Source organism: Serratia sp. Tan611, assembly GCF_905188235.1.
GTDB lineage: Bacteria > Pseudomonadota > Gammaproteobacteria > Enterobacterales > Enterobacteriaceae > Serratia_B > Serratia_B rhizosphaerae.
The window spans coordinates 1,352,689-1,379,405 of the sequence record NZ_LR994655.1 but is presented as its reverse complement, the minus strand read 5'-3'; the positions used below and the strand labels follow the sequence as shown (position 1 = coordinate 1,379,405).

Sequence of the window (26,717 nt, the reverse complement as noted above, 5' to 3'; positions counted from 1 at the left end):
GATGAGAAAAAACTGCAGGAAAGTATAAGGGAGGCGTATGGAGTTGGCACCGTGATTCTTAACGCCCATTTGTGACAAATTCTGTCGGGATCACACGGCTTAAACCACGGGCGCGGCGGCGCTCACGCCCGCGGTCTGGCCGCTTTACAGCGCCGGCTGCCAGGCCGACTGCGGCAGCAGATACAGCCCCGCCGGCTGTGCCGCGCCGTCGCCGACAATATGGCCGATGCCGGCCGCCATCACCGCCAGCGTGACGTCAAAGGCGTTGAGGCTGTCGCCGTAGCCGGCCGTCAGATTAAACATCGAGCCGTTCGCCAGCAGATAGAGCGTTTTGTCCCCCAGCCGATAGGCGTCGACAAACGGCATCGGTTCCTGATGCGGCAGGCGCTGCAGGAAGGCGACGTCAATCTCTTCCGCCACATGGCCGACGTTGAGAATAAACGCGCCGTCCCTGAGCTGCGCCAACTGGCGGGCGGACAACACGTTTTTCGCCCCGGTGGCGGTGGCGATCACCTCCGCCTGCGGCGCCGCCTGATCTAAATCCATCACCGTCCAGCCGTCATAGCGCGCCTGTAACGCACGCGCCGGGTCCACTTCCGCCACCGTCACCTGCCCGCCATAGGCCCTGGCCGCCGCGGCCACGCCCTGCCCGACCAGCCCGTAGCCAATCACCAGCACCTGTTTTTCATGCAGCGTCAGGTGGGTAGTCTGGAAAAAGGTGTGCCAGGCGGTCAGGCCGACCATATGCCGGTTATGCAGCCCCTCTTTCACCGGCAGATCGTCCCAGTTGAAAATCGGATAGCGCGGCGACACACCGTTCAGACGGCTGATGCCCGAACCGGTTGCCTCCAGCCCGGCTTTAATCTGCGGCCCGCCGGACGACTGATGCAGCCGTGTGGTCAGATCCGCGCCCATCTCACACAGGTGCGTCGGCTCCCAGGCCAGCGCGCGGTCGAAAGAGTCGGACCAGTCGGCGTCGGACATACCGCGCCAGGCGTGCGCCTGCGCGCCCCGCTGCGTCAGCCAGGCCACCACGTCATCCTGCACCGTGGTCGGGTTGCAGGTGGTCAGGTAAATCTCCGCCCCTTTCTCCAGCAGGCCGGCCACCAGCGGCGCCATTTTCAGATCCAGATGCATGTTGCACGCCAGCCGCACGCCCTGCAGATCCGGCAGCGCCGCCACCGCCGCACGGGTACGCGGCATATGGCGCATCGCCCATGCCAGTTCGCGGTCAAAATCCTGATACATTGTTTACTCCTTGAGTGAACGCCCCTGCCGCACAGCCTCGGCCAGGGCGAGTATACTTAGCCTGTGATAGTCATAAGATAAGGAATCACCATGACCGATTTGGCCCACTATATTACGGATTATGGTTACTGGGCGCTGTTTATCGGCTGTCTGGCTGAAGGGGAAACCATCACCCTTCTCGGCGGCATCGCGGCGCACGAGGGGCTGCTGCATCTGCCCTGGGTGATGGCGGTGGTGGCGCTCGGCGGCACGCTGGGGGATCAGCTGCTGTACTTTGCCGGCCGACGCTTCGGCGGCCGGGCGATCGCCCGGCTGAAAAGCCAGCGTCAGCGCATCAACCGCGCCAAGCGGCTGATTGCCCGTCATCCGATGCTGTTTGTGATTGGCGTACGCTTTATGTACGGCTTCCGGATTATCGGCCCGGTGCTGATCGGCGCCAGCCGGCTGCCGCCTTCGCGCTTTGTGCCGCTGAATATTCTCGGCGCGCTGCTGTGGTCAGCGATCTTCGTGCTGCTGGGGTATTTCGGCGGTCAGGCGCTGGAGCGCGTGATTAACGGCTTCCATAATAAGCTGTTCGTCGTGCTGCTGCTGGCCGCCGTTGCCGCCGCGCTGTGGCTGGCGCGCCGCTGGTGGCATCGGCGCACAGAGCAGTGATTACGGCGTCTATGGCGCCTGCATCAGCGCCACCAGTTCGCGTGCGGCTTTTTGCAGCGGCTGATTCTTCAGCCAGATCAGGTGCATCGGCAGGCGCAGCTCATTTTTGGTGTTTTTAAACGTCAGCCGCGTCAGCCGCCCCTGTGCCAGCAGCGGCGCAATCAGCGACTGCGGGAAGTTGCCCCACCCCAGCCCGGCCTCCACCATGTTCAGCGCCGTTTGCAGGCTGTCGGTGCGCCAATAGGTTTCCGCCACCCGCGGCCGCAGATCGGCCATCGGCAGATCCCGGCTGGCAACTACGATCTGGCGCACGTTGACCAGATCCTCCAGGAACAGACGCTCCCCGCCCTGCGCCAACGCCGCATGCCGCGACGACAGCGTGGCGATCAGCGACTCGCTGCCGACAAAATGGAACTGCTCCTTGATATTGACGTTCAGCCCGCCAAACGCCAGGCAAACGCTCACCCGCCCCTGATGCAGCAGATGCAGCGCCTCGTCCTGCGGCGCGCTCAGCAACTCGATATTCAACAGCGGATAACGTTCGGACAAGGTTTTCACCGCCGCCAGCAGCTTTTCCGTATTGATGTCCGACGCCACGCCGATCGACAGCGTGCTCTCCAGCCCCTGAGACAGTTCAATGGCGTGGATCTGCAGCTGTTTCAGCTGATCGGCAATCAGGCGTGCGTGCGGCGCCAGTGCCAACGCCATGGCGGTCGGCGTCGGCTCGCGGTGTGAGCGATCGAACAGTTGAAAGCCCAGTTCAGCCTCCATATTGGCGATCCCCATGCTGACCGCCGAAGGCACGCGCCGCAGTGCGCGCGCGGCGGCGGAAAACGAACCGCGCTCCAGTACCGCCAAGAACAGCTCAATATTGTCGCTGGTGAAATTCATACCCGCTACCTGTCAGAGAAACTGACAGCTCCTGACTTTTTCTATCAATAAGGTTGACGTTATCTTAGCCGCCGATACGCCGGGCGTCACCCCGGTCAGAACAATCAATGAGAGAGGCAACATGCAAGGCGTCAAACGCAAACTGGTTTATATCACCGCCTATGAAATTATCGGCATGACGATTTCCGCGCTAGGATTAGCGCTACTGTCCGGCAGCGCCCCCAGCAGCACCGGGCCGCTGGCAGTGATCATCACCACCATCGCGGTCAGCTGGAATTTTATCTATAACTGTCTGTTTGAATGGTGGGAGAGCCGCCAGGCGTCGCGCACCCGAACGGTGAAACGGCGCATTCTGCACGCCGTCGGTTTTCAACTGACGCTGGTGGTGTACCTGATTCCGCTGATTGCCTGGTGGATGGGGATTTCGCTGACGCAGGCGCTGCTGCTGGATATGGCGCTGATCGTCATTATTCCGTGCTACACCTTCGTCTATAACTGGGCGTTCGATAAGCTGTTCGGCCTGCCGGCTTCGGCGCTGCCGGCGGAAGAGTCCGCCTGACCGGTCAGCCGTTACGCGCTGGCGTAACGGCCCGGATAGCTCAGCGCGCCGTCAACGCGCTGCGCACCGCTTCCAGCTCCTGCTTCAGTCCGCGCAGCCGTGTTTCATCCAGCCCGGCCGAACACAGCAACTGTGGATAGAGGCTGTCGATGCCCTCACGCAGCTGCCGCGCCTGCGGCGTTACCCGCACGTGCACCTGCCGCTGATCCTCACTGCTGCGCACCCGTACCACATAGCCGTGGCTTTCCAGCCGTTTCAGCAACGGCGTGGTGGTGCTGGCGTCAATAAACAGCCGTTCGCTAATCTCGCCGACGGTCAGCCCGTCCTGTTCCAGTAGTAAAATCAATACCAGATATTGCGGATAGGTCAGGCCCATCTCATCCAGCAGTGGCTGATACACGCGGTTCAACGCCAGATTGGTCGAATACACGGCAAAGCACATCAACTTATCAAGCGTGATAGGTGATTGGTCGCCCATAATATGTCCTCTACGATCGATTTTATCGTTATAAATATCTTTTTGCTGTGTGGTGCTACCCGACCATTGTATGAGAGATCCGACCTGTTGACCAGCTCAGTAATACCCTTTAAATTCAATATATTAAATATAATTTTCACACAAAATAATGGCGGACTATAAAGTAGTGGAATGCTTTTGCTGACCAGAAACGGCGAACGCTGAACACAGTGACACCGCACGGTAGAGGCGTTGGTTTCACTGGACGCAATATAGCCTGTGGTTTCAGCGCAGGGTAAGCCGTACATGACGGTGCGCTAGCATTATCACGATACGTCGGGAAAAGTCCGATAAATATATTTTCCCCGGCCTCCTGAACGCTGAAGAATATATTACCTTGCTAAGATTGAGGGTTAATAGTGAGAAGTTAATCACAATTCAATTTTTTCTGTTAATATCCTGCCGCTCTATCTATCGATATGATAAACAACATCTTTTTAAAAAGATTAAAAAACAAACACACTTAATAACGATTTAACTCTCTTATTTTTTGCCTCGTTTAAGCAGAAAAGGTAGCATGCCTCGCCGTTATTTAATGATTTGTGTACAAACAATAAACAACAAGAGTGATGCCATGACTTCATTCTTATAGCGGTTGCGACCGCAATCGTTTGCTTAGCTGTTGAGCGGGCTCAACAATAGACAGGAAACAGGACGGATAATGAAATCACACACAAAATCCGCGCATGATAAACACGCGGCCAGAAGACGTTGGTTGGACTCCCATGAATCCGGTTATCACAAAAGCATGGGCAACCGGCAAATCCAGATGATCGCCATCGGCGGCTCCATCGGCACCGGTTTATTCCTCGGCACCGGCGGACGCCTGGAACTGGCCGGTCCGGCACTGGCGCTGGTGTATCTAACCTGCGGCATCTTCTCGTTCTTTATTCTGCGCGCGCTGGGCGAGCTGGTGCTGCACCGCCCCTCCAGCGGCAGTTTTGTCTCCTATGCGCGTGAGTTCCTCGGCGAAAAGGCCTCTTACGTCGCCGGCTGGATGTATTTCCTCAATTGGGCGATGACCGGCATCGTCGATATCACCGCCGTCGCGCTGTATATGCATTACTGGGGCACCTTCGCCGACGTACCTCAGTGGTTGTTCGCCCTCGGCGCGCTGGGCATCGTCGCCACCATGAATATGATCGGCGTAAAATGGTTCGCCGAAATGGAGTTCTGGTTTGCGCTGATCAAGGTGGCGGCCATTGCGCTGTTCCTGATCGTCGGCGTGGTGTTCCTCGGCCTGGATAAGCCGGTTGACGGCAACACCACCGGCCTGCACCTGATTTCCGATAACGGCGGCCTGTTCCCGCACGGCCTGCTGCCGGCGCTGGTGCTGGTGCAGGGGGTCATCTTCGCCTTTGCCGGCATTGAGCTGATCGGCACCGCCGCCGGCGAATGCAAAGACCCGGAAAAAATGCTGCCGAAGGCGATAAACAGCGTGATCTGGCGTATCGCCCTGTTCTATGTCGGCTCCGTGGTGCTGCTGGTGCTGCTGCTGCCGTGGAACGCCTATCAGGCCGGCCAGAGCCCGTTCGTCACCTTCTTCAGCAAGCTCGGCGTGCCTTACGTCGGCACCATCATGAATATCGTGGTGCTGACCGCCGCGCTGTCCAGCCTGAACTCCGGCCTATACTCAACCGGCCGTATTTTGCGCTCGCTGTCGATGGGCGGTTCCGCGCCGAAGTTTATGGCCAAAATGAGCAGCCAGCAGGTGCCGTACGCCGGCATTCTGGTGACCTGCGGCATTTACGTGATCGGCGTGATCCTCAACTATCTGGTGCCGTCGCAGGTGTTTGAAATCGTGCTGAACATCGCCTCGCTGGGCATTATCACCTCCTGGGTGTTTATCATCGTCTGCCAGCTGCGCCTGCGTAAAGCCATCAAAGAGGGCAAGGCCAAACCGGTCAGCTTCAAAATGCCGGGCGCTCCGTACACCTCCTGGCTGACGCTGCTGTTTTTGGCGGTGGTGGTGGTAATGATGGCATTCGATTACCCGAACGGCACTTGGACCGTCGCCACCATTCCGCTGCTGGCCATCCTGCTGCTGCTCGGCTGGTTCGGCCTGCGTAAACGCGCCGCAGAGGTGCGGCTGGAGCAGCAAGCCCATGAACAGCAATCCCTGAAATAACAAGACTCTTTCCGGGGGCGGCGCCCGCCCCCGTTTTCCCGCACTCCCCCTTCCCAGCGCGCTGAGCCGCCACACAACCGCCATCGCTTATTCCCCGCCCTCCGTTGGCGTAACTTGACGTATCCCAATCATCCATGAACGGGTTAACGAAAGTTAATCAATCCACTACGCCCAGTGCGGCGAACACACGAGGAAATAGCTATGATCTCTCTTCCGGACTACGCAGATTTGCAGGCCTATAGCGGTGATGAAACGGCGCTCATGATTGAAAACCGCTACCATCATGGCCTGTTTACCCGCGACGATAACGATCTCACCAGCCCGGATAACGGCGCCACCGTATTACACGACGGCAAAAAGCGTCGCTGGAAGCGCAATATCAACAACGGCGATTACCATATCGACTGGTGGTATGAGCCAGGTGATGCGGACGACTATGCGTTAACCATCACCCGCGCCAATAATTTCCTGCAGGTGAATGAAAAGGAATGGGGCTCGGTGCAAATTCCCAGCACCCCGGCCGGCATTACCCTGATCGGGCCGGGCGGCGTGCGCGTCTGTAAAACCACCGCCTATTTAAAGCTGTGGAAAAACTCTATCGACTTTAAAGGCACCATCCTCGACTTTCGCAATCCGGACTCAAAAACCACCGAGTGCGTACGCGTGCTTTACTGCATGGGTGCGCCGGCGATTTATAACCTGCGCATCGTCGGCAATCGCAGTGAAAACGGCGGTCTGAGCGGCCTGTGCGTCTATACCGACGCCATGAACGTCTTTGGTAAACCCGCCGCACAGCTGCTGGTGCAAAACGTCTGGCTCAGCAACCTGCATAAGGGCATCCTCTTTGGCAACAACGCCTATATCCAAAGCTGGCACAGCATCATGGTCAGCAGCTGTAACTGGCCGATCTGGTCGCAAAGCGCCAGCAACGCCGGCGAAAAAATCGTGTTTTACAAAAGCCTGTTCGGCAGCAACAGAAACCATTATCAGGGCGTGCATACCCTGTTCTTCCGCGATTGTTCCTTTGATTACAGCGGCTTTAACAACGAAACCGATCAGTTGGCCGAGACCAATAAAGACCATGGCCTGTTCGATCTGCGGGGCGGCACGCTGAACTTTAAAGACTGCCACTTTGAATGGGGCAATGAGCATTCGCGCAACTACCGCCCGGTATTTACCAGCAGCAACGGCGCCAAAGTGAAGATTAAAGACAGCATCTGGCACAGCGTGAAAACCAGCCTGGCGGACACCTCGACGGACAAGAATGGTAAGGTCGTTGTCGGCCAGCCCTATCAATACGTCGACTATTTCTTCTTTGATAAATCGGAGGAAAAAAACGGCAAGTGCTATATCGACGGCTTCGATCTGATCAATGCCGATATCAAGAAAGGCTGGTCGAACGGCCATATTGAGATGAAAAACATCGGCGCGCCGGGGCACGTCAATATGTGGCGCATGCTGTATCTCGGAGATGGGGTGAACCATCTGCCGGAACCGGCGTGGAAAGAAGCTAATGCGTTACAGCTCAACAATGTATACGCCGCCAGCGGCACGCGCATCTCGCAGACCGAAAGTTCGGATCTGGCGCTGACGCTGCAAAATGGCGTGATTACCGCCACCACCAAAACGGCGGGCGATAAGGCGAAGCAGATTGCGCTGTACCTGCCGATAGCCAAAGACGATCTGGTGCTGTGGCGCTGTACGCTGACCAACCCGCAGGGAACAGGCAACCCGGACATCGCCATCAACACCTTTTGGGGGCGCTACGATCTGCAGGGCGATGCCGGCGCCGTCACCATCCGTGAGAAAACCTGTCAGTGGGGCCGCGCCGGTACGCTTACGGCCGGCACGCCGCTCACCCTGACGTCGGATCGCATTACCGCGTTAAATGCCGATGAGTATCTGCCGCTGCCTGAGGGCTATGCCAACTACGCGCGTATCGTGATCACCCTGAAAGGCTTTGCCGGCAGCGCCGCCAGCCCGGCCTCGCTGGATATCAGCCAGTTGCTGTGCCAGCGGATCAACATCGTTTCCCGCAATCCCAACAAGTCCTGGTAACCGTTACTTGCGCCGCCCCGCCCGGGGCGGCATTTTCCCACTCGCCGCACGTATTGATTCCCGACGGGGAATAAAGCCCGCTATGTTGTGGCTATCGGCCCCTTTTCTGCGAGCGCAACCGTGGATATTCAACGCTACCTGCAACACATCGCCTTTGACGCCACGCCGCGTGTGGATCTGGACACGCTGCAACGCCTGCACCACGGCCATATGCTGGCGGTGCCGTTTGAAAATCTGAGTATTATTTACCATCAGGGCATCGACCTGCGCGAACAGGCGCTGTTCGACAAGGTGATCAACCGCCGGCGCGGCGGCTTCTGCTATGAACTGAACCGGCTGTTCGCCGCGTTGCTGCGGCAGCTCGGTTTTACGGTGACGGCGGTTGCCGGTGAGGTGCGCGCCCGCGACGGCCACTTCGGCCCGCCGTTTGACCATCTGGCGCTGATCGTCACGCTGGACCGACCCTATCTGGTGGACGTCGGCTTCGGCGACGCCTTTCTGACGCCGCTGACCCTGGATGATACGCCGCAGCCGCAGGCCAGCGGCACCTTTCATCTGGAGCAGGAGGGCGACTATTTTTATCTGGAGCGGCGTAACGGCGATCGCAACTCACATGCCAAAACGCTGTATCGCTTTACGCTGCAGCCGCGCGAGTTCGACGAGTTTGACGCCATGTGCCACTACCACAGCCATTCTCCGCAGTCGGGGTTTACCCAGCGGCTTATCTGCTCCCGCCCTACCGCCAACGGTCGCATTACGCTGAGCGATAACAAACTGATTATTACCGCCGACCATCAGCGTACGGAAAGCACGCTGCATGACGAGCAGCAGCGGCGCGCGGCGCTGCTGCGTCACTTCGCCATCAGGCTATAGCGGCCGCGCAGGCGGCAATCGCCTGCGCAATCTCCCCGGAACTCTTCAGCGCACGCACCTGGGCGAACAGGTCGCCGGCTTCGGCGTACTCTTTCCGCAGGTAGCCCAGCCACTGTTTGATGCGCGCCACGTGGTACAGACCGGTATCGCCCTGCTTTTCCAACTGCACATATTTTTGCAGCAGCTGCACCACCTGCGGCCAGGGCATCGGCGGCTCGTTATATTTCACCACCCGGCTCAGGTTGGGGATGTTCAGCGCGCCGCGCCCCAGCATCACCGCATCGCAGCCGGTGGTTGTCATACAGCGGCGGGCGCTGGCGTAATCCCAGATTTCACCGTTGGCAATCACCGGGATATTCAGGCGGCGGCGGATTTCGCCGATGGCCGCCCAATTGATGCGCTCGGCTTTATAGCCGTCCTCTTTGGTGCGACCGTGCACCACCAGTTCACTGGCGCCGGCCTGCTGCACCGCATCGGCGATCTCCAGACTGTGCTGCGGCGTGTCCCAGCCCAGGCGCACCTTTACCGTTACCGGCAGCTCGGCCGGCACGGCGGCGCGCATCGCTTTGGCGCCCCGGTAGATCAGTTCCGGGTCTTTCAGCAGCGTCGCGCCGCCGCCGCTGCCGTTGACGGTTTTTGACGGGCAGCCGCAGTTGAGATCGACGCCGTAGGAGCCCAGCGCCACCGCGCGGGCGGCGTTTTCCGCCAGCCACTGCGGGTGCTGCCCCAACAGCTGGATGCGCACCAGCGTGCCGGAGGGGGTGCGGCTGGCGTGGCGCAGCTCCGGGCAGAGACGGTAAAACGACTTGACCGGCAGCAGTTGGTCGACCACGCGCAAAAACTCGGTGATGCACAGATCGTAATCGTTCACTTCGGTCAGCAGTTCACGCACCAACGAGTCGAGAACCCCCTCCATCGGCGCCAGTAAAACGCGCATTATTCAACCACCCTGCAAAAAAAGACCAGACATAATACGAGTGCCGCCCGGCGCAGACAAGCCTCTGCCGACACAAAAAAGCCGCCGATAAACGGCGGCCTGATGCATGCTGCGGGCGTTTACTCCGCCGGTCGGCTACGGCGCGGACGACGGGCCGGCGCGCCGCTGCGCGGTTTGCCTTCGCCCTGCGGACGGGCGCGCTGGGCGCCGTTGCCGCGGTTGTCTCGCTGACCGCCGCCGTTGGCCGCGCGCTGTCCGCCGCCGTTACCGTTGCCGCGTCCCGGGTTACCGTTACCGCGGCCGCCGCGCTGCTGACGGCCGTTGATGATCGGTTCCGCCTTGATGGTCGGATCCGGCTCATAACCCGGCAGGGCGATGCGCGGAATTTCGCGCTTCAGCAGGCGTTCGATATCGCGCAGCAGTTTGTGTTCGTCGACGCACACCAGCGATATCGCCTCACCGGTGCGTTCCGCACGGCCGGTACGGCCGATGCGGTGCACGTAGTCTTCCGGCACGTTCGGCAGCTCATAGTTCACCACGTGCGGCAGTTGGTCGATATCCAGACCACGCGCCGCGATATCGGTCGCCACCAGCACGCGAATACGGCCGTCTTTAAAATCAGCCAGCGCCCGGGTACGTGCGCCCTGGCTTTTATTGCCGTGGATCGCGGCAGCGGTGATGCCGTCTTTATTCAGCTGCTCGGCCAGATGGTTGGCGCCGTGTTTGGTGCGGGTAAACACCAGCACCTGACGCCAGTCGCCTTCGCCGATCATCTGCGACAGCAGTTCCCGCTTGCGCTTCTTGTCGACAAAGTGAACGTGCTGCGTCACCTGCTCAGAGGCGGTGTTGCGGCGCGCCACTTCCACCGATGCCGGGTTGTGCAGCAGTTTGCCGGCCAGCGCCTTGATATCGTCGGAGAAGGTGGCGGAAAACAGCAGGTTCTGACGTTTCGCCGGCAGCTTGGCCAGCACGCGGCGAATATCGTGAATAAAGCCCATATCCAGCATGCGGTCGGCTTCGTCCAGCACCAGGATTTCCACGTTGGACAGGTCAACAGCGTTCTGATGTTCCAGATCCAGCAGGCGGCCCGGCGTGGCGATCAGAATATCCACCCCGCCGCGCAGTTTCATCATCTGCGGGTTGATGCTGACGCCGCCGAACACCACCAGCGAGCGCAGGCGCAGGTGCTGGCTGTAGGCACGGACGTTCTCGCCGATTTGCGCCGCCAGTTCACGGGTCGGCGTCAGGATCAGCGCGCGCACCGGGCGGCGGCCTTTCACCGCGCTCGGTTTGCTGCTCAGCAGCTGCAGCAGCGGCAGGGTAAAGCCGGCGGTTTTGCCGGTGCCGGTCTGGGCGCTGGCCATCAGGTCGCGTCCTTCCAGCACTACCGGGATCGCCTGACGTTGAATCGGCGTAGGTTCGCGATAGCCCTGTTCTTCAACGGCACGCAGGATTTCGGCACTCAAGCCGAGGGTTTCAAATGACATAGTAGAGAAAAGCTCCAGCTCCCCCCTAACCTAAACAAATGTTCGGTGCAGTTTCCCGGGAGGATGATCAGACGGGGCATAGGGACAGCGGCATTATCGCTCGCATATCCCCGGCATACCACGAGGGATTGGCACAAACTGCAAGTGCACCAGGCGGGCGATTGTAACAGATGTCGAACAAGAAAAGGTAAATTTCGCCGGGCAGCGCACATTATGCCGCTAATCGGCTGATTCACCCGAAAATATCCGCCGCGCTTTTCGCTTGCATTTTGTCCGCTCAGGTCTAAAGTTAATCAAATGATTGATTAACTTTTGCGGGTAGCGTGCCTATGTCTTCTGCAGGAAATCATCACCCACGCGGCGAACAGGCGCGGCAGCAGCTGATTGCCGCCGCGATAGAAGTCTTCGGCGAATACGGTCTGCAGGGCGCCACCACCCGCGCCATCGCCCAGCGCGCCGGGCAGAATATCGCCGCCATCACCTACTATTTCAACTCCAAAGAAGGCCTGTATCTGGCGGTCGCCCAGTGGATCGCCGACTTTATTCAGCAGACCTTTCAACCGCTGGCGGACGAAATTGACCGCCTGTGGCTGCTGCCGGCCGAACAGCGCCGCCCCGAACTGTACCTGCAGCATCTGAAACGCGGCCTGTTGGCCTTCAGTGAGCTGATGACCCAGACCCACACGCTCAACCTCAGCAAAATCATGTCGCGCGAGCAGCTCTCCCCCACCGACGCCTATCCGCTGATTCACCAGCAGGTGGTGGCGCCGCTGCACGGTAAGCTGAGCCAACTGCTGGCGGCCTACACCGGCCTGGAGGCCGGCTCCACCAAAGTGATTTTGCACACCCATGCGCTGCTCGGCGAAGTGCTGTCGTTTCGCGTGGCGCGGGAAACCATCCGCCGGCAAGCCGGCTGGCGGCAGATCGGCGTGCAAGAGGCAAAGCAGGTCGCCGCCGTGCTGGCGGAACATATTGATTTACTGGTTAACGGCCTGCGCCAGCGTTACGGCAACGGCCCCGACGTTTTACCGTTATAGGCAGGGAGAGATATGAACAAGCAACGCGTTACCCTGGTGGTGGTCGTAGCAATAGTGATCGCCGCCGTGGCGGCCGGCATCTGGTATTACGAACAGCGGCAGGCGAAGCCGCTGACCCTCTACGGCAATGTCGATATCCGCACCGTGAATCTGGGGTTCCGCGTCAGCGGCCGGCTGGCGTCGCTGACGGTTGACGAAGGGGATACCGTCAAGCCGGGCCAGTTGCTCGGCAAACTCGACGACGGCCCGTATCAGAACGCCCTGCTGCAGGCGCAGGCCAACGTCGGCAGCGCGCAGGCCAAGCTGGCGCTGCTGCAGGCCGGCTATCGTGATGAGGAGATCGCCCAGGTGCGCTCCGAAGTGGCGCAGAAACTGTCAGCGTTCAACTACGCCAACAGTTTTTTACAGCGTCAGCAAGGGCTGTGGGCGAAAAAGGCCACCTCCGCCGATGCGCTGGAAGATGCGCGCACCGCCCGCAATCAGGCGCAGGCCAATCTGCAGGCGGCAAAAGATAAACTGTCGCAATACCTGAGCGGCAACCGACCGCAGGAGATTGAACAGGCCAAAGCAGAACTGGCGCAGGCCAGCGCGGCGCTGGCCCAGTCCAGACTGGACCTGCAGGACACCCAACTCACCACGCCGTCGGCGGGCACCATCCTGACCCGCGCGGTGGAGCCCGGCACCATGCTGAGCGCCAGCAGTACGGTATTGACCCTGTCGCTGACCCAGCCGGTCTGGGTGCGCGCCTACGTCAGCGAAGCCGACCTCGGCAAGGCGGTGCCGGGCAGCGAAATGACGCTGTATACCGACAGCCGGCCGGGCAAGCCGTACCACGGCAAGGTCGGTTTTGTGTCGCCGACCGCCGAATTTACGCCGAAAAGCGTGGAAACCACCGATTTACGCACCGATCTGGTGTATCGCCTGCGGGTGATCGTCAGCGACCCGGATGACGCGCTGCGTCAGGGCATGCCGGTCACCCTGCATTTTTCTCAACCTTAGGGAAAAATGATGGAACAGGGCCACACCATTGATCTTGAGGGATTGGAAAAACGCTTTCCCGATCTGGAAAAACCGGCGGTCGCCAGCCTGACGACCCAACTGCGCAGCGGCGCGGTTACCGGGCTGGTCGGCCCGGACGGCGCGGGGAAAACCACCCTGCTGCGCATGCTGGCCGGGCTGCTGAAGCCAAGCGCCGGCACGCTGCGGGTCGCCGGTCTGGACCCGATCGCTGACGATCGCCGGCTGCACGCCATTCTGGGCTATATGCCGCAGAAGTTTGGCCTGTATGAAGATCTGACCGTGATGGAAAACCTGACGCTGTATGCCGATCTGCGCGGCGTCACCGGCGAAGCGCGTCGCACCACTTTTCAGCGCCTGCTTGAATTTACCGATCTCACCCGCTTCACCGGCCGGCTGGCCGGCAAACTGTCCGGCGGGATGAAGCAGAAGCTGGGGCTGGCCTGTACGCTGATCGGCGAACCGCAGGTGCTGCTGCTGGACGAGCCGGGCGTCGGGGTCGATCCCATTTCACGCCGTGAGCTGTGGCGCATGGTGCACGAACTGGCCAACGACGGCATGCTGATCCTGTGGAGCACCTCCTACCTCGACGAAGCCGAACAGTGCCGTGAAGTGCTGCTGCTGAACGAAGGCCAGCTGCTGTTCAGCGGCGCGCCGCAGACGCTGACCCGGCGCATGGCAGGGCGCAGCATTTTGCTGGCGGCGCCGGCCGGCAGTCACCGCGCGCTGCTGCAACAGGCGATCTGTCTGCCGACGGTAACCGACGGCGTGATCCAGGGCAAATACCTGCGGCTGATCCTGAAACCGGACGCCGATCATCAGCAGGTGCTGCAGGATCTTAATATTCCCGACGTCGCGCTGAGCGAAGCGGAACCGCGCTTTGAGGATGCGTTTATCGATCTGCTCGGCGGCGGGCCGAACAGCAAATCCGCGCTGGCGGCGATTATGCCGTCCGTCAGCGGCGACAGCACGGAAACCGTGATTGAAGCGCAGAACCTGACGAAAAAGTTCGGCGACTTCGCCGCCACCGATCATGTGGACTTTCAGGTGAAGCGCGGCGAGATTTTCGGCCTGCTCGGCCCCAACGGCGCCGGCAAATCCACCACCTTCAAAATGATGTGCGGCCTGCTGGTGCCGAGCGACGGCAAGGCGCTGGTGCTGGGGATGGACCTGAAAACCAGCTCCGGTAAGGCGCGTCAGCATCTGGGCTACATGGCGCAGAAGTTTTCGCTGTACGGCAACCTGACGGTGGCGCAGAACCTTAAGTTTTTCTCCGGCGTGTATGGCCTGAGCGGTAAAAAACAGCGGCAGAAAATGGCGGAAATGTCCGCCGCCTTTAACTTCGCCCCGATCATCAATCAGGCGCCGGATGCGCTGCCGCTCGGCTTCAAACAGCGGCTGGCGCTGGCCTGCGCGCTGATGCATGAGCCGGACATTCTGTTTCTTGATGAACCCACCTCCGGCGTCGACCCGCTGACCCGCCGCGAATTCTGGCTGCATATCAACGGCATGGTGGACAAGGGCGTGACGGTGATGGTGACCACCCACTTTATGGACGAGGCGGAATACTGCGATCGCATCGGGCTGGTGTATCGCGGCAAAATCATCGCTGCCGGCACGCCGGATGATTTGAAGCAGCAGGTTGCCAACGAGCAAAACCCCAACCCGTCAATGGAACAGGCGTTTATCGAACTGGTGCAGAGTTACGACCGGGAGGAGCAGTGATGAACGATAATCCGGCTATCGGCAGCGACAGTGCCTTCTCCTGGCGCCGGGTGCGCGCCCTGTGTCTGAAAGAGACGCGGCAGATCCTGCGCGATCCCAGCAGTTGGCTGATCGCGTTTCTGATCCCGCTGCTGCTGCTGTTTATCTTCGGCTACGGCATCAACCTGGATTCCAGCAAGCTGCGCCTCGGCATTCTGGTGGAGCAACAGAGCGAAGAAGCACGCGATCTGGTCAACGCCTTTGCCGGATCGCCCTATATCGATCCGACCATCAGCGATAACCGCCAGGCGCTGATCGGCAAGATGCAGGCCGGCGAGATCCGCGGCCTGGTGGTGATCCCGGTCGATTTCGCCCGGCGTATGGCGCGGCCGTTCGACAGCGCGCCGATCCAGGTGATCACCGACGGCAGCGAACCGAACACCGCCAACTTCGTACAGGGTTATACCCAGGGCGTATGGCAGATCTGGCAGCAGCAGCGCGCCGAAGATCGCGGGCGCGACGACAAACCGCTGATTGAGGTGCAGATGCGCTACTGGTTCAACCCGGCGGCCATCAGCCAGCACTTTATTATCCCCGGTGCCATTACCATCATTATGACGGTGATCGGCGCCATCCTCACCTCGCTGGTGGTGGCGCGCGAGTGGGAGCGCGGCACCATGGAGGCCCTGCTGTCGACGCAGGTGACGCGCAGCGAGCTGCTGCTCTCCAAACTGGTGCCCTACTATGTCCTCGGCATGCTCGCCATGCTGCTGTGCATGGTGGTGGCGGTGTGGGTGTTCGGCGTGCCCTACCGCGGCTCGCTGCTGCTGCTGTTTGTTATCAGCAGCCTGTTTCTCATCAGCACGTTGGGCATGGGGCTGCTGATCTCCACCATCGCGCGTAATCAGTTCAACGCCGCGATGGTGGCACTGAACGCCGCCTTTCTGCCGTCCATCATGCTGTCCGGCTTTATCTTTCAGATCGACAGCATGCCGGCGGTGGTGCGCGCCGTCACCTATATCATTCCCGCACGCTATTTCGTCAGCACGCTGAAAACGCTGTTTCTGGCGGGCAATATCGGCAGCATGCTGCTGATCAATCTGCTGTTTTTAATCGCCTCCGCCGTGCTGTTTATCGGGCTGACCGCCTGGAAAACCCAGCGACGTCTGGACTAGGAGCCTGAGATGTTTCATCGCCTTTGGACACTGATTGTCAAAGAGATGCAGTCGCTGCTGCGCGACCCGCAAACCCGCGCCATTCTGGTGCTGCCGGTTATCTTGCAGGTGCTGTTGTTTCCGTTTGCCGCCACGCTGGAGGTGACCAACGCCACCATCGCGGTGTACAGCGAAGATAACGGCCAGGCCTCGGTTGAACTGACCCAGCGCTTCGCCAAGGCCAAGGCTTTTACCCACGTGCTGATGCTGCGCAGCCCGCAGGAGATCCGCCACGCCATCGACAATCAGCACGCGCTGCTGCTGATCCGCTTTCCGGCGCAGTTTTCACGCGATATCGCCAACGGCAACAGCGCGCCGCTGCAGCTGATTCTCGACGGGCGCAACTCCAACAGCGCGCAGATCGCTGCCAACTATGTGCAGCAGATCGTGCAGGACTATCAGCAGGAGCTGCTGAACGGACGGCAAAAACCCAACAACAGCGAGCTGGTGGTGCGCAACTGGTATAACACCAACCTGGATTACAAATGGTTTGTCGTGCCGTCGCTGATTGCGATGATCACCACCGTCGGCGTAATGATCGTCACCTCGCTGTCGGTGGCGCGGGAACGCGAGCAGGGCACGCTGGAGCAGCTGCTGGTTTCGCCGCTCACCACCTGGCAAATCTTTATCGGCAAGGCGGTGCCGGCGCTGATCGTCGCCACCTTTCAGGCCTCGATCGTGCTGCTGATCGGCATCTTTATGTACCAGATCCCGTTTGCCGGTTCGCTGCTGCTGTTCTATTTCACCATGCTGGTGTACGGCCTGTCGCTGGTGGGATTCGGGCTGCTGATTTCAGCGCTGTGCGCCACCCAGCAGCAGGCGTTTATCGGCGTGTTTGTGTTTATGATGCCGGCCATTTTGCTGTCGGGTTACGTGTCGCCGGTGGAAAATATGCCGGTCTGGCTGCAGAACCTGACCTGGGCCAATCCGATCCGCCACTTTACCGACATCACCAAGCAGATTTACCTGAAGGATGCCAGCTTTGACATCATCTGGGGCAGCCTGTGGCCGCTGCTGGTGATTACCGCCACCACCGGCAGCGCCGCCTACGCCATGTTCCGGCGGAAAATCGCCTGACGGCTGGCGGGACGGCCCGTCACCGTCTAGGCTACGTGGGAGTTTTTATCTTTATCGCCAAAGGAGAGCGCGATTTGTCTCAGGAAAATGCCGTCAAGGTTAAGAATAACGAATTCGATAATATGGTCCGCTTTGCCTTTCGGCTGACCGGGGTCAATATACTGATTCTGGCTGCGGTCGGTCTGATCGGCCTACTGCAACCGGAAGAGATGACTGCATGGCTGGCCCTGGTGGTCCTGGGTCTGATAGGCATCAACCTGTTCGCCAACCTGATAGTGTTTTACCTGTCGCTGGTCGGGCTGTTCAAATCGACGCTGAAGTGGCGTGCGGCGCTGGCGTTGTTGTTCTCGCTGGTGCTGTTTGCGCTGTATCTGTTAATTATCGCGGTGACGATGGCAGGATAAACCCAAGAGGCCGCGAACACGGCCTCTTTTGTCTGCTTTAGCCTTCGCGACGGGCGGCAATTTTCGCCGCTGAACGCTTGCTGAAGCCTTCAAACGGGTTCCAGCCCTGTATCCCCCGCACTTCCTTCAGGTAATAGGCATAGTTGGCCACCGTAGCGCAAAGACCGGCATAGCAAATATTCAACGCACGGTAGACCGAATCATAATGGCCGCCGTTCGCATACTCCACCATGGCGACAATCACGTTCAGCACGCCAGCGCCGACAAACAGTACCAGCCCCTTTTTCCACAGGCCCAGAATGCACATATAGATAATGCCGAAGAAAAAGGCGAAGAAATTAAATATGTACTTCATGCGCCCAAAGAAGCTAATTTCTTTAATTTTCTTGCGGTATTCCGGGGAGGTAATATCGCCGCCGACGCTATCAAAAAAATCAAAACGCGCCTGCCACTTAGGGCTAAGCTCTTTATCCTGACTCATAAAATCCTCTTTCTATCATCACAAAATTTAATGATTACCATCCTGTAGCGCGATTATTCAACGCAATGACATAAGTAATGTCAATGTATTATTGATTATTCGTTTATATTATGTAACGCGGATGGGCGTAAAAAAGCCCTGTTGCCAGGGCTTTATGCAGAAAGACAGATAGCTCGCGATGGCCGCCGGCCATCCGGTGCGTTAGCGGCGGTTGCCGAAGATACGCAGCAGCATCAGGAACAGGTTGATGAAGTCCAGATACAGCGTCAGCGCCCCGACGATGGCGTACTTGCGGAAGCTGTCTTTATCATCGGCGTTCAGCTGTTCGCCCATCGCCTTCAGCTTCTGGGTGTCATACGCCGTCAGCCCGACAAACACCACCACGCCGATATAGGTGATCGCCCACATTAGCGCGCTGCTCTTCAGCCAGATATTCACCAGTGACGCCAGCACGATGCCGATCAGCGCCATAAACAGCATGCTGCCGAAACCGCTGAGGTCGCGTTTGGTGGTGTAACCGTACAGGCTCATCGCGCCGAACATCCCGGCGGTCACCACAAAGGTGCTGGCGATCGAGGTGTAGGTATAGGCGATAAAGATGCTGGACAGCGTCAGCCCGGTCAGCGCCGAATAGAGCATAAACAGCGAGGTCGCCACCGCGCCGCTCAGCCGGTTCACCATGCCGGAAATGACAAAGACCAGCGCCAGCTGGGCGATAATCAGGCCAAAGAAGGTAATCTGGCTGGAGAAGATGAAGTTGAGAATCGCCGGCGTGTTGGCCGCATACCAGGAGACGAAGGCGGTCAGCAGCAGGCCGCAGGTCATCCAGCCGTACACCTGCGCCATATAGGCCTGAATGCCGCTGCCGGCGCGTTCGACGATAGAACCATTGGAGCGTGGATATCGGTCCATGACGGTTACCTTTTACTTGTGAAACAACTGTACGGGGGCCATTCCCCCACCTGTAATAAGCGTATCACAGAATATCGGCGGCGGCCGTGAGCAAAAGTGTGGATTTATTGCCGCCGTTTACCGTTAATTTACCAACGTTTTGCCGCCTGCTGGTCGCTGTCGCGCGCTTCAACCCAACGTTCGCCCTGCTCGGTGGCTTCACGCTTCCAGAACGGCGCGCGGGTCTTCAGGTAGTCCATGATAAATTCGGCGGCCTCAAAGGCCATGCTGCGGTGGGCGCTGGTGACGCCGACAAACACGATCTCATCACCGGGGAACATTTCGCCGATGCGGTGGATCACGCTGACCCGCTGCAGCGGCCAGCGTTCGCGCGCCGCGACGACGATCTCCGCCAGCGCTTTTTCGGTCATGCCGGGATAGTGCTCCAGCGTCAGGGCGCTGACGTTGTCGCCCAGATTGTGATTGCGCACCTTGCCGGTAAAGGTCACCACCGCGCCGTCATCATCACACTGCGCCAGCCAGGCATACTCCTCGCCGACGTTAAATAACGCGCGCTGGACGCGAATACGACTGTTGTCCACCCTCAGCCTCCGGTTACCGGCGGGAAGAACGCCACTTCATCGCCGGCGCTCAGCGGGTGTTCCGCCGCCACCAGCGACTGGTTCACCGCCATCAGCAAATTGTCGGCCGCCAGCGCCAGCGCCCAGCGATCGCCGCGCAGACACAGCGCCTGACGCAGCGACTCGACGGTGGCGAATTCCGCCGGCAAACGCAGCTTATCAGTGCCGATCAGCTCCCGCACCTGAGCAAAAAACAGAATATCAATCATGATGCCGCCTCAAAGTCGCCGGATTTTCCGCCGCTTTTCGCCAGCAGCCGCACCGGGCCAATAACCATATCTTTCTGCACCGCCTTGCACATGTCGTAGATGGTCAGCGCCGCAACCGACGCCGCGGTCAGCGCTTCCATCTCGACGCCGGTTTTGCCGGTCAGGCGGCAGCAGGTTTCAATCCGCACCCGGTTATGCTGCGGCTGCGCCTCCAGCGTGACCTCCACCTTGCTGAGCATCAGCGGGTGGCACAGCGGGATCAGCTCCCAAGTGCGTTTGGCAGCCTGAATGCCGGCGATGCGCGCGGTGGCGAACACGTCCCCTTTGTGATGACGACCTTCGACGATCATCGCCAGCGTCGCCGCCTGCATCTCGACAAAGGCTTCGGCGCGCGCTTCACGCACCGTTTCCGCCTTGGCGGAGACGTCCACCATATGGGCTTCGCCGGCGGCGTTAATGTGGGTTAACTGACTCATGGCGTTATTTCTTTAAATGGGGTTGGAAGTTGCAGGGACGGTTACGCGCGTCCAGCTGCGATTCAATAATGCGCTCCCAGGCGGTGCGGCAGGCTCGGGTCGAGCCCGGCATAGCGAAAATCACCGTTTGGTTGGCGATGCCGGCCACGGCGCGCGACTGAATGGTGGCGGTGCCAATCTCTTCGTAGGACACCATGCGGAACAGTTCGCCGAAGCCTTCCACCTGGCGGTCAAACAGCGGAGTCAGCGCCTCCGGCGTGTTGTCGCGCGCGGTAAAACCGGTGCCGCCGGTGATCAGCACCGCCTGCACCTCGTCGCTGGCGATCCAGGCCGAAACCTGCGCACGGATCTGGTAGATATTGTCTTTGACCAGCGCGCGCGCGACCACCTGATGCCCGGCCTCCTGCGCCGCCTGCTGCAGATAGTCGCCGGAGGTATCCTCCGCGGCGCTGCGGCTGTCGGAAACGGTCAGAACGGCGATACGCGCCGCAAGAAATTCACTGCTGGCATGACTCATAGAGGATGCTCCCTGAAGATACGGCGGACTCAGCCGCCGATAAACGACAGATTCTGCGTAATGCCGCTGTCGCCCTGGTGCAGAAAATGCGTCTGCTTCTTACTGAGCAGGCCGCTCTGGATGCGCTGTTTCAGCACCTCCAGCTGGCGATCTTCCGCCAGCAGGTCGCGCAGCGGGATGCCCTGCTCGCCGAACAGGCACAGGTGCAGATTGCCGATGGCGGAAACCCGCAGCCGGTTGCAGCTGGCGCAGAAATCCTTCTCATACGGCATAATCAGGCCGATTTCCCCCTGATAGTCCGCATGGCGGAACACCTGCGCCGGGCCGTCGCTGCGGCCGCGCGGCTGGCGCTGCCAGCCCTGCTGTTCAAGCTGCCGGCGGATCACCTCGCCGGAAACGTGGCGCTGGCGAAACAGCTCGCCGCCCTCGCCGGTTTCCATCAGCTCAATAAAACGCAGTTGGATCGGCCGCGGTTTAATCCAGGCCAGGAAAGTATTCAGCTGCTGGTGATTGACGTCGCGCATCAGCACCGCGTTCACCTTCACCTTGTCATAGCCGGCCTCGAAGGCGGCGTCGATGCCCGCCATCACCTGGCGGAACTTGTCCTGACCGGTAATGGCGTGAAACTGGCGCGCATCCAGGCTGTCGACGCTGACGTTGATCGCCGTCAGACCGGCGTCACGCCAGCGCGCCACGTCGCGCGCCATCCGGTAGCCGTTGGTGGTGACCGCCAGTTGACGGATCGCCGGGTTTTCCCGCACGGCGGCAATGATCTCGGTAAAGTCGCGGCGCAGCGAGGGTTCGCCGCCGGTCAGGCGCACCTTTTCGGTGCCCAGTTCGGCAAACGCGCGGCTGACGCGGCGGATTTCATCCAGCGACAGGAAGGTTTTGGGGCTGACGCTCGGCTGGTAGCCGTCCGGCAGGCAGTACGTGCAACGGAAGTTGCACACGTCGGTAATCGACAGGCGCAGGTAATAGAACTTGCGCTCAAAAGCATCGGTAAGTTGGGGCACCATAACACCTTTCCAAATACGGGAGATGCGGACATTTCTATCTCGCACCCTGGTGGCTGACTTCGCCACGGCCCGGGCGCCATATCGCAAAACGACGTAGGCGCAGGGGCTAGGAGTTGTGATCTCAACGCGAATTGCCGCAGCAACCGCAATGAAACCGTGGTTTTCAGCAAAATTCTAGCGCTAAACGCGGCGAATAGCCAACGCGCCGTTTCGCTATGTAATTGTGTATATAGCGCTTTTAGGCTATTGAACGCCGTGCGCCTATCATAACCGCCGCTCAGCCAGCGGAATTGACTAAAATCACCCGAATCACACTCTTTTTCGCCTTTTTCACTCAAATCCGCTACTTTATGCCGATTATCTGTCCGTTATATATATCCTGAATAATTCGAGTTACAGGCAGGTGGCATCCCGATGCGCTTACTCAGGTCAGTGATGCGGGTGACTGCGCGCAGCCAACACGCCGGTAGCTTAAAATATGATGGGTATAAAAAATTAATATTACCTGCGGCGTCCACATAACGTCGGGTATAAGGAATGTTATGCGTAATCGTACCCTGGCCGATCTGGACCGCGTCGTCGCATTAGGCGGCGGCCACGGCCTTGGCCGCGTGATGTCATCGCTTTCTTCTCTGGGTTCGCGTCTGACCGGCATCGTCACCACCACCGATAACGGCGGCTCCACCGGCCGCATCCGTCGCTCGGAAGGCGGCATCGCCTGGGGCGATACCCGCAACTGCCTCAACCAGCTGATTACCGAGCCCAGCGTCGCTTCCGCGATGTTTGAATACCGCTTCAGCGGCAACGGCGAACTGGCCGGCCATAACCTGGGCAATCTGATGCTGAAGGCGCTGGATCACCTCAGCGTACGCCCGCTGGAGGCTATCAATCTGATCCGCAATCTGCTGAAGGTGGATGCGGCGCTGATCCCGATGTCGGAGCAGCCGGTGGATCTGATGGCGCACGATCACGAAGGCAACCACGTTTACGGTGAAGTGAACGTCGATCAGCTTACCGATATGCCGCAGGAGCTGATGCTGTCACCGCACGTCAACGCCACCCGCGAAGCCATGGAGGCCATCGCGCAGGCGGACCTGATCCTGATTGGGCCAGGCAGTTTTCTGACCAGCCTGATGCCGCTGCTGCTGCTTGAGGATCTGGCCCGCGCCCTACGCCGCAGCAGCGCCAGCATGATCTATATCGACAATCTGGGTAAAGAGCTGAGCGTCGCCGCCGCCTCGCTGTCGCTGCGCGACAAGCTGGCGCTGATGGAGGCGAAAATCGGCCGTGTCATGGTCGACGCGCTGATCGTCGGCCCGCAGACCAATACGCAATCGGTACAGGATCGTCTGGTGATTCAGCAGAATCTGGAAGCCAGCGATATTCCTTACCGCCACGATCGTCAACTGTTGCGTCAGGCGATCGACCAGGCGCTGAACCAGCTGGCGACACGGCGTTAGCGGTCAGTCTTTCCTTTGGCATACCCTAAATAATTCAAGTTGCAGGAAGACGGCAAGGGAAGGAATCCCGATGAGCTGACTCAGGTCAGTGATTCGGGTGACTGAGCGCAGCCAACGCACCTGCAGCTTTAAGTATCGCGGGTATATACCCTAAATAATTAGAGTTGCAGGCAGGCGGCAAGGGAAGAAATCCCGATGAGCTGACTCAGGTCAGTGATTCGGGTGACTGAGCGCAGCCAACGCACCTGCAGCTTTAAGTATCGCGGGTATATACCCTAAATAATTAGAGTTGCAGGCAGGCGGCAAGGGAAGAAATCCCGATGAGCTGACTCAGGTCAGTGATTCGGGTGACTGAGCGCAGCCAACGCACCTGCAGCTTTAAGTATGACGGGTATACCAGGGGTTGCTGCTAACCATATGGATATACAGCTCCTCTACCTGCGTGCGCGCCCACGGCGTGCGGCGTAAAAACTTCAGGCTGGATTTGATGCTGGGATCGTTGCTGAAGCAGTTGATGCGGATACGGTCGGCCAGCTCTTCCCAGCCGTAGTATTCCACCAGTTTGTTCAGCAGTTGCTCCAGCGTAATGCCGTGCAGCGGATCTTTGGAATTGTGTGCGCTCATAGCGGTTGCTCGATATCTGTCGCCGGGTCAATGGGCCGCACACCATAATCAGCTTTGCCGGGCGCGACAAGGATTTTCATCGCCGGCCGCTACGGGCCGGCAATGTCTGCGTCAGGAGATGGCGATAAACTGCTCGCGCAGCTGATGGATTTCATCACGCAGCGCCGCCGCCTGTTCAAACTCCAGGTTTTGCGCGTGGGTGTACATTTGCGCTTCCAGATCGCGAATTTTCTGCTCCAGCGCTTTCGGCGTAAGCTGTTGATACTGCGCCGCGCTCTCCGCCGCCTTGCCCTTCCCTTTGCCTTTGCCGCGCGACGACGGCTGGCCCAGCTGCAGAATATCGCCAATCTTCTTGTTCAGCCCCTGCGGTACGATGCCGTTGGCTTCGTTATACGCCTGCTGCTTGGCGCGGCGGCGTTCGGTTTCGCCGATCGCCTTCGCCATCGAGTCGGTGATCCTGTCGCCGTACAAAATGGCCTTGCCGTTCAGGTTACGCGCGGCGCGGCCGATGGTCTGAATCAGCGAGCGCTCGGAACGCAGGAAGCCCTCTTTATCGGCGTCCAGAATCGCCACCAGCGAGACCTCCGGCATATCCAGCCCTTCCCGCAGCAGGTTGATGCCGACCAGCACGTCAAACTCGCCCAGACGTAAATCGCGGATGATTTCGACACGCTCGACGGTGTCGATATCCGAGTGCAGATAGCGCACCCGCTCGCCGTGCTCTTCCAGGTATTCGGTCAGATCCTCCGCCATGCGTTTGGTCAGCGTGGTGACCAGCACCCGCTCATTGATCGCCACGCGCTTGCGGATCTCGGATAAGAGATCGTCAACCTGCGTGGACACCGGCCGCACTTCGACGATCGGATCCAGCAGGCCGGTCGGACGCACCACCTGATCGATCACGTCGCCGCCGGATTTTTCCAACTCATATTTGCCCGGCGTGGCCGATACGTAGATCGACTGCGGCGCCTGCGCCTCAAACTCCTCAAAGCGCATCGGCCGGTTGTCCAGCGCCGACGGCAACCGGAAGCCGTACTCCACCAGCGTCTCCTTGCGCGAGCGGTCGCCTTTGAACATCGCGCCAATCTGCGGCACGGTGACGTGCGATTCGTCCACCACCAGCAGGCCGTCGGCCGGCAGGTAGTCAAACAGCGTCGGCGGCGGTTCGCCCGGCTGGCGGCCGGAGAGATAGCGCGAGTAGTTTTCAATGCCCGAGCAGTAGCCCAGCTCGTTCATCATCTCCAGATCGAACTGGGTGCGCTGCGACAACCGCTGCTCTTCCAGCAGTTTGTTGTTGGCCAGCAGCACCTTGCGCCGCTCCGCCAGGTCGACACGGATCTCCTCCATCGCCTGCAGGATGCGCTCGCGCGGCGTCACGTAGTGCGACTTCGGGTAGATGGTAAAACGCGGCACCACCCGCTCCACCTGGCCGGTGAGCGGGTCGAACAGCGACAGGCGCTCCACCTCATCGTCAAACAGCTCGACGCGCAGCGCCAGCTCGTCGGACTCTGCCGGGAAGATATCAATCACCTCGCCGCGCACCCGGAAGGTGGCGCGCTGGAACGCCTGATCGTTGCGCGTGTACTGCAGCTCAGCCAGCCGGCGCAGGATCGAGCGCTGGTCGATCAACATGCCCTGGGTCAGGTGCAGCATCATCTTGAGATACAGATCCGGATCGCCCAGGCCGTAGATCGCCGACACCGAGGCCACCACCACCACATCGCGCCGCTCAAGCAGCGCCTTGGTGGCGGAAAGACGCATCTGCTCGATATGTTCGTTAACCGAGGCGTCTTTTTCAATAAAGGTGTCGGAGCTGGGCACGTAGGCTTCCGGCTGGTAATAGTCGTAGTAGGAGACAAAATACTCCACCGCATTCTCTGGGAAGAACTCTTTCATCTCACCGTACAGCTGCGCCGCCAGCGTTTTGTTCGGCGCCAGCACCATCGTCGGCCGGTTAAGGTCGGCAATCACGTTGGCGATAGTGAAAGTTTTCCCCGAGCCGGTCACCCCCAGCAGCGTCTGGTGCGCCAGCCCGTCCTCCAGCCCCTCTTCCAGCTTGCGGATCGCTTCCGGTTGATCGCCGGCCGGTTTGAAGTCTGAATGCAGTTTGAATAGTTTACTCATAGATACCCAAAGTCATTGGCGTTGCGGCAAGGAGACATATGCGAGCGGCGCCGGCAAATCTGGTTGCGCTGTGGCTAACGTTGCAGAGCGCCGCGTCGGCACACCGGGCAGCCAATAAGTATGGAAAGCCGCGGCGTTTTTCGCCAGCCCCTATGATACTGGATATAAAACCAGCTTCAAGCGGATTCGTGGTCTTACCGCAGGGGAACGATCGCCGCTGCACCGTCAAGGTTACGCTTCGGTGACATTTTTATTGTCAATAACAGATTTATCCCCAGATCGCGCGACAAATTAACTTCTTGGTAGCAGGGTGGCTAAAAATCACACATACGACATTAACCGCTTACACTACGTCTTGATTTTAGTTAATTTATTGATATTAAATGATTTTATCAAAAAGACGAGAATCCGGACAATGGGAACAGAAGCCGCGTCCGCTCTCGCTTCCCGCCGCTTTTCTAAATCTAATACAC

Annotated in this window: 26 protein-coding genes and 1 riboswitch; of the genes, 12 read left to right on the top strand and 14 right to left on the bottom strand. The window is 59.5% G+C overall.

Going from position 1 to position 26,717, the window contains the following annotated elements:
• Positions 1–144: 144 nt before the first annotated feature.
• Complete coding sequence (locus tag TAN611_RS06515; protein ID WP_203067409.1) at positions 145–1,248, bottom strand: adenosylhomocysteinase; 1,104 nt, start codon at positions 1,246–1,248, stop codon at positions 145–147.
• A 90-nt stretch (positions 1,249–1,338) separates the two neighbouring features.
• Here TAN611_RS06515 and TAN611_RS06510 point away from each other — a divergent pair, with 90 nt between their 5' ends.
• On the top strand, positions 1,339–1,902 hold the full coding sequence (locus TAN611_RS06510; RefSeq protein ID WP_160027843.1) for a DedA family protein: 564 nt from the start codon (positions 1,339–1,341) through the stop codon (positions 1,900–1,902).
• A gap of 9 nt (positions 1,903–1,911) precedes the next feature.
• On the opposite strand, the gene TAN611_RS06505 is transcribed toward TAN611_RS06510, so the two are convergent.
• On the bottom strand, positions 1,912–2,793 hold the full coding sequence (locus TAN611_RS06505) for a LysR family transcriptional regulator (protein WP_203067408.1): 882 nt from the start codon (positions 2,791–2,793) through the stop codon (positions 1,912–1,914).
• A 121-nt stretch (positions 2,794–2,914) separates the two neighbouring features.
• Between TAN611_RS06505 and TAN611_RS06500 the strand changes: the two genes are divergently transcribed.
• Positions 2,915–3,352, top strand: coding sequence for a PACE efflux transporter (locus TAN611_RS06500; protein ID WP_111737547.1), 438 nt, complete (start codon positions 2,915–2,917; stop codon positions 3,350–3,352).
• Between the two features lie 40 nt (positions 3,353–3,392).
• Here TAN611_RS06500 and TAN611_RS06495 read toward each other — a convergent pair whose 3' ends face one another.
• Positions 3,393–3,830, bottom strand: a complete 438-nt coding sequence (locus TAN611_RS06495) for a MarR family winged helix-turn-helix transcriptional regulator (RefSeq protein ID WP_105230214.1) — start codon at positions 3,828–3,830, stop codon at positions 3,393–3,395.
• A gap of 700 nt (positions 3,831–4,530) precedes the next feature.
• Here TAN611_RS06495 and ansP point away from each other — a divergent pair.
• From ansP to TAN611_RS06480, 3 genes are all read left to right on the top strand, one after another.
• Positions 4,531–5,997 carry an L-asparagine permease gene (gene ansP, locus TAN611_RS06490; protein ID WP_203067407.1) on the top strand — a complete coding sequence of 489 codons (1,467 nt, stop codon included), beginning with the start codon at positions 4,531–4,533 and terminating at the stop codon, positions 5,995–5,997.
• Between the two features lie 201 nt (positions 5,998–6,198).
• A complete protein-coding gene (locus TAN611_RS06485; RefSeq protein ID WP_203067406.1) occupies positions 6,199–8,055 on the top strand; it encodes a hypothetical protein in 1,857 nt (618 codons plus the stop codon).
• Positions 8,056–8,175: 120 nt separating this feature from the next.
• Positions 8,176–8,928: an arylamine N-acetyltransferase gene (locus TAN611_RS06480; RefSeq protein WP_105230211.1), complete on the top strand. Its 753-nt coding sequence runs from the start codon at positions 8,176–8,178 to the stop codon at positions 8,926–8,928.
• On the opposite strand, the gene dusC is transcribed toward TAN611_RS06480, so the two are convergent.
• Positions 8,918–9,865 carry a tRNA dihydrouridine(16) synthase DusC gene (gene dusC, locus TAN611_RS06475; protein ID WP_105230210.1) on the bottom strand — a complete coding sequence of 316 codons (948 nt, stop codon included), beginning with the start codon at positions 9,863–9,865 and terminating at the stop codon, positions 8,918–8,920. The two genes, TAN611_RS06480 and dusC, sit on opposite strands and share 11 nt — an antisense overlap.
• A 119-nt stretch (positions 9,866–9,984) precedes the next feature.
• Positions 9,985–11,352, bottom strand: a complete 1,368-nt coding sequence (gene rhlE, locus TAN611_RS06470; RefSeq protein ID WP_105230209.1) for an ATP-dependent RNA helicase RhlE — start codon at positions 11,350–11,352, stop codon at positions 9,985–9,987.
• A 329-nt stretch (positions 11,353–11,681) separates the two neighbouring features.
• Here rhlE and cecR point away from each other — a divergent pair, with 329 nt between their 5' ends.
• From cecR to TAN611_RS06440, 6 genes are all read left to right on the top strand, one after another.
• Positions 11,682–12,389 carry a transcriptional regulator CecR gene (cecR, locus tag TAN611_RS06465; RefSeq protein WP_160027857.1) on the top strand — a complete coding sequence of 236 codons (708 nt, stop codon included), beginning with the start codon at positions 11,682–11,684 and terminating at the stop codon, positions 12,387–12,389.
• Positions 12,390–12,401: 12 nt separating this feature from the next.
• Entirely contained in the window at positions 12,402–13,388 is a 987-nt protein-coding gene (gene hlyD / locus TAN611_RS06460) for a secretion protein HlyD (RefSeq protein WP_203067405.1), read from the top strand.
• 9 nt (positions 13,389–13,397) lie between these two features.
• A complete protein-coding gene (locus TAN611_RS06455) occupies positions 13,398–15,131 on the top strand; it encodes an ATP-binding cassette domain-containing protein (RefSeq protein ID WP_203067758.1) in 1,734 nt (577 codons plus the stop codon).
• Entirely contained in the window at positions 15,131–16,285 is a 1,155-nt protein-coding gene (locus TAN611_RS06450; RefSeq protein ID WP_160027861.1) for an ABC transporter permease, read from the top strand. Before TAN611_RS06455 ends, TAN611_RS06450 begins: the two co-directional genes overlap by 1 nt.
• Before the next feature lie 9 nt (positions 16,286–16,294).
• The gene (locus tag TAN611_RS06445) at positions 16,295–17,401 is read left to right on the top strand and encodes an ABC transporter permease (RefSeq protein WP_160027863.1); all 1,107 of its coding nucleotides are present in this window, start codon (positions 16,295–16,297) and stop codon (positions 17,399–17,401) included.
• Positions 17,402–17,475: 74 nt separating this feature from the next.
• Entirely contained in the window at positions 17,476–17,805 is a 330-nt protein-coding gene (locus tag TAN611_RS06440) for a hypothetical protein (RefSeq protein ID WP_187043489.1), read from the top strand.
• Positions 17,806–17,842: 37 nt separating this feature from the next.
• On the opposite strand, the gene TAN611_RS06435 is transcribed toward TAN611_RS06440, so the two are convergent.
• From TAN611_RS06435 to moaA, 7 genes are all read right to left on the bottom strand, one after another.
• On the bottom strand, positions 17,843–18,286 hold the full coding sequence (locus TAN611_RS06435; RefSeq protein WP_187043490.1) for a DUF2628 domain-containing protein: 444 nt from the start codon (positions 18,284–18,286) through the stop codon (positions 17,843–17,845).
• A 201-nt stretch (positions 18,287–18,487) separates the two neighbouring features.
• On the bottom strand, positions 18,488–19,198 hold the full coding sequence (locus tag TAN611_RS06430; protein WP_015671410.1) for a Bax inhibitor-1/YccA family protein: 711 nt from the start codon (positions 19,196–19,198) through the stop codon (positions 18,488–18,490).
• A gap of 128 nt (positions 19,199–19,326) precedes the next feature.
• Entirely contained in the window at positions 19,327–19,779 is a 453-nt protein-coding gene (gene moaE, locus TAN611_RS06425; protein ID WP_105230201.1) for a molybdopterin synthase catalytic subunit MoaE, read from the bottom strand.
• Between the two features lie 2 nt (positions 19,780–19,781).
• Positions 19,782–20,027 carry a molybdopterin synthase sulfur carrier subunit gene (moaD, locus tag TAN611_RS06420; protein ID WP_187043492.1) on the bottom strand — a complete coding sequence of 82 codons (246 nt, stop codon included), beginning with the start codon at positions 20,025–20,027 and terminating at the stop codon, positions 19,782–19,784.
• Positions 20,024–20,503: a cyclic pyranopterin monophosphate synthase MoaC gene (gene moaC, locus TAN611_RS06415; protein WP_105230199.1), complete on the bottom strand. Its 480-nt coding sequence runs from the start codon at positions 20,501–20,503 to the stop codon at positions 20,024–20,026. Before moaC ends, moaD begins: the two co-directional genes overlap by 4 nt.
• A gap of 4 nt (positions 20,504–20,507) precedes the next feature.
• Positions 20,508–21,020 (bottom strand): molybdenum cofactor biosynthesis protein B, encoded by a 513-nt coding sequence (gene moaB, locus TAN611_RS06410; RefSeq protein ID WP_105230198.1) that lies wholly within the window; start codon positions 21,018–21,020, stop codon positions 20,508–20,510.
• Between the two features lie 29 nt (positions 21,021–21,049).
• A complete protein-coding gene (gene moaA / locus TAN611_RS06405; protein ID WP_105230197.1) occupies positions 21,050–22,036 on the bottom strand; it encodes a GTP 3',8-cyclase MoaA in 987 nt (328 codons plus the stop codon).
• Positions 22,023–22,161, bottom strand: a riboswitch (molybdenum cofactor riboswitch). Its footprint overlaps the gene before it by 14 nt.
• A gap of 417 nt (positions 22,162–22,578) precedes the next feature.
• Here moaA and yvcK point away from each other — a divergent pair.
• Entirely contained in the window at positions 22,579–23,496 is a 918-nt protein-coding gene (gene yvcK, locus TAN611_RS06400) for a uridine diphosphate-N-acetylglucosamine-binding protein YvcK (RefSeq protein ID WP_105230196.1), read from the top strand.
• Between the two features lie 378 nt (positions 23,497–23,874).
• Here the strand turns inward: yvcK and TAN611_RS06395 are convergent, their stop codons facing one another.
• A complete protein-coding gene (locus TAN611_RS06395) occupies positions 23,875–24,120 on the bottom strand; it encodes a VF530 family DNA-binding protein (protein WP_105230195.1) in 246 nt (81 codons plus the stop codon).
• 111 nt (positions 24,121–24,231) lie between these two features.
• Entirely contained in the window at positions 24,232–26,244 is a 2,013-nt protein-coding gene (uvrB, locus tag TAN611_RS06390) for an excinuclease ABC subunit UvrB (protein WP_203067404.1), read from the bottom strand.
• Positions 26,245–26,717: the final 473 nt, after the last annotated feature.

Coding starts and splice junctions, on each gene's coding strand:
- TAN611_RS06435 (WP_187043490.1), bottom strand. CDS start 18,286: ATGAGTCAGGATAAAGAGCTTAGCCCTAAGTGGCAGGCGCGTTTTGAT.
- TAN611_RS06485 (WP_203067406.1), top strand. CDS start 6,199: ATGATCTCTCTTCCGGACTACGCAGATTTGCAGGCCTATAGCGGTGAT.
- TAN611_RS06430 (WP_015671410.1), bottom strand. CDS start 19,198: ATGGACCGATATCCACGCTCCAATGGTTCTATCGTCGAACGCGCCGGC.
- TAN611_RS06450 (WP_160027861.1), top strand. CDS start 15,131: ATGAACGATAATCCGGCTATCGGCAGCGACAGTGCCTTCTCCTGGCGC.
- hlyD (WP_203067405.1), top strand. CDS start 12,402: ATGAACAAGCAACGCGTTACCCTGGTGGTGGTCGTAGCAATAGTGATC.
- TAN611_RS06515 (WP_203067409.1), bottom strand. CDS start 1,248: ATGTATCAGGATTTTGACCGCGAACTGGCATGGGCGATGCGCCATATG.
- ansP (WP_203067407.1), top strand. CDS start 4,531: ATGAAATCACACACAAAATCCGCGCATGATAAACACGCGGCCAGAAGA.
- TAN611_RS06505 (WP_203067408.1), bottom strand. CDS start 2,793: ATGAATTTCACCAGCGACAATATTGAGCTGTTCTTGGCGGTACTGGAG.
- moaC (WP_105230199.1), bottom strand. CDS start 20,503: ATGAGTCAGTTAACCCACATTAACGCCGCCGGCGAAGCCCATATGGTG.
- rhlE (WP_105230209.1), bottom strand. CDS start 11,352: ATGTCATTTGAAACCCTCGGCTTGAGTGCCGAAATCCTGCGTGCCGTT.
- TAN611_RS06510 (WP_160027843.1), top strand. CDS start 1,339: ATGACCGATTTGGCCCACTATATTACGGATTATGGTTACTGGGCGCTG.
- TAN611_RS06395 (WP_105230195.1), bottom strand. CDS start 24,120: ATGAGCGCACACAATTCCAAAGATCCGCTGCACGGCATTACGCTGGAG.
- TAN611_RS06495 (WP_105230214.1), bottom strand. CDS start 3,830: ATGGGCGACCAATCACCTATCACGCTTGATAAGTTGATGTGCTTTGCC.
- TAN611_RS06455 (WP_203067758.1), top strand. CDS start 13,398: ATGGAACAGGGCCACACCATTGATCTTGAGGGATTGGAAAAACGCTTT.
- cecR (WP_160027857.1), top strand. CDS start 11,682: ATGTCTTCTGCAGGAAATCATCACCCACGCGGCGAACAGGCGCGGCAG.
- moaD (WP_187043492.1), bottom strand. CDS start 20,027: ATGATTGATATTCTGTTTTTTGCTCAGGTGCGGGAGCTGATCGGCACT.
- moaB (WP_105230198.1), bottom strand. CDS start 21,020: ATGAGTCATGCCAGCAGTGAATTTCTTGCGGCGCGTATCGCCGTTCTG.
- TAN611_RS06500 (WP_111737547.1), top strand. CDS start 2,915: ATGCAAGGCGTCAAACGCAAACTGGTTTATATCACCGCCTATGAAATT.
- dusC (WP_105230210.1), bottom strand. CDS start 9,865: ATGCGCGTTTTACTGGCGCCGATGGAGGGGGTTCTCGACTCGTTGGTG.
- TAN611_RS06445 (WP_160027863.1), top strand. CDS start 16,295: ATGTTTCATCGCCTTTGGACACTGATTGTCAAAGAGATGCAGTCGCTG.
- moaA (WP_105230197.1), bottom strand. CDS start 22,036: ATGGTGCCCCAACTTACCGATGCTTTTGAGCGCAAGTTCTATTACCTG.
- yvcK (WP_105230196.1), top strand. CDS start 22,579: ATGCGTAATCGTACCCTGGCCGATCTGGACCGCGTCGTCGCATTAGGC.
- uvrB (WP_203067404.1), bottom strand. CDS start 26,244: ATGAGTAAACTATTCAAACTGCATTCAGACTTCAAACCGGCCGGCGAT.